The sequence below is a fragment of the Aminobacter sp. P4_D5 genome (assembly GCF_056401815.1).
The window spans coordinates 1-1,226 of record NZ_JBFUIP010000385.1; the positions used below are offsets into that span (position 1 = coordinate 1).

The 1,226-nt window shown below is 55.8% G+C and carries 2 protein-coding genes; one reads left to right on the forward strand and one right to left on the reverse strand.

Annotated features, from left to right (window positions below):
• Nucleotides 1-645, forward strand: a 645-nt coding sequence (locus tag AC1DWF_RS32100; protein WP_476842578.1) for a P1 family peptidase, incomplete at its 5' end; no start/stop codon positions are given.
• 156 nt (nt 646-801) lie between these two features.
• Here the strand turns inward: AC1DWF_RS32100 and AC1DWF_RS32105 are convergent.
• Nucleotides 802-1,226 (reverse strand): MurR/RpiR family transcriptional regulator (locus AC1DWF_RS32105; protein ID WP_476842579.1); only part of this gene is annotated, 425 nt, incomplete at its 5' end.

Below are 1,226 nucleotides of genomic sequence, written 5' to 3' on the forward strand. Positions count from 1 at the left end.
GAGCATGTCTATGCTGCACTCGATGGTGCTAAGAGCGGCCCGATCGAGGAAGGTAATGTCGGCGGCGGGACAGGCATGAATCTGTTCAATTTCAAAGGCGGCACCGGTACTGCCTCCCGCAAGCTTGCCGCCGAAGAAGGTGGCTATACGGTGGGCGTACTCGTACAAGGTAATTTTGGATCCCGGGCTGACCTTACTATCGCTGGAGCTCCGGTAGGTAAGGAGATCGCCGATTTGCTGCCTGACGTCTCCTGGAAACGTGGTGAGGGCGGCTCGATCATCGTCGTCGTCGCTACAGACGCCCCCTTGTTGCCACATCAACTCAAACGTATAGCGCGCCGAATTCCGCTCGGCCTCGCCAAGACGGGTGGTTATGGCGGCAATGGCAGCGGCGACATCTTCATCGCCTTCTCGACGGCAAACCCACAGGCCTTCAACCAGGAGACCAACACCAAAGTAGACATGGTTTCCAATGACAAGATTGGCCCGCTCTTTCACGCGACCGTTGATGGCACCGAGGAAGCGATCATCAATGCCATGATTGCTGCGGAAACCATGAAGGGGCGTGATGACAATGTCTCCTTCGCCATTCCGCACGATCGCCTGACGGAAATTCTCAAGAAATACAACCGTCTCAGTCAATGACGCCATTCGTCTCGCCGGGGTGCGCTCGGCGAGACAGTCTCCGCACCATACTTCTAAAATTTTTTCACCACCCAAGTCGTACCTAGGGGCTGCCCGGCGTGTTAAACGGCATCCATTACTACTGCGTCAGCCCATACGTCATGTCACAGGCTAGTTTTACTGCTCAAAATCCCCGAATATGTCCTGCAGGCGAGTGAGCATGTTTACTCGCTCGCCCACAGCCTCGCCAAGCACTACAATGACATTGCTCAACATCAGGTCCATGACAGCAGTCATGGTCGCTGCACCATCCCAAAGCGGGCCATGGGAGCCCGGCACTACGAGACAAATGTCAGCTTCCTCCTTTCCCCAAGTACAAAACTCGTCTGTGAGGAGCACGACCATCACGCCTGCTTGGCGGGCCTCTACGGCTAGTGAGCGCGCCTTTGACGCAAATCGACGGACGTCGTGAAGGAATAGGAGGCGTCCCTGGACGGCTCCGTCTAGCAACTCTGCGTAGGTTCCATTGAGACCATCAACAAAACTTACCCGCGGCCGCGTGTAAGACAGTTGGCTTGCGAAATATTCCGCTATTCCGCGAA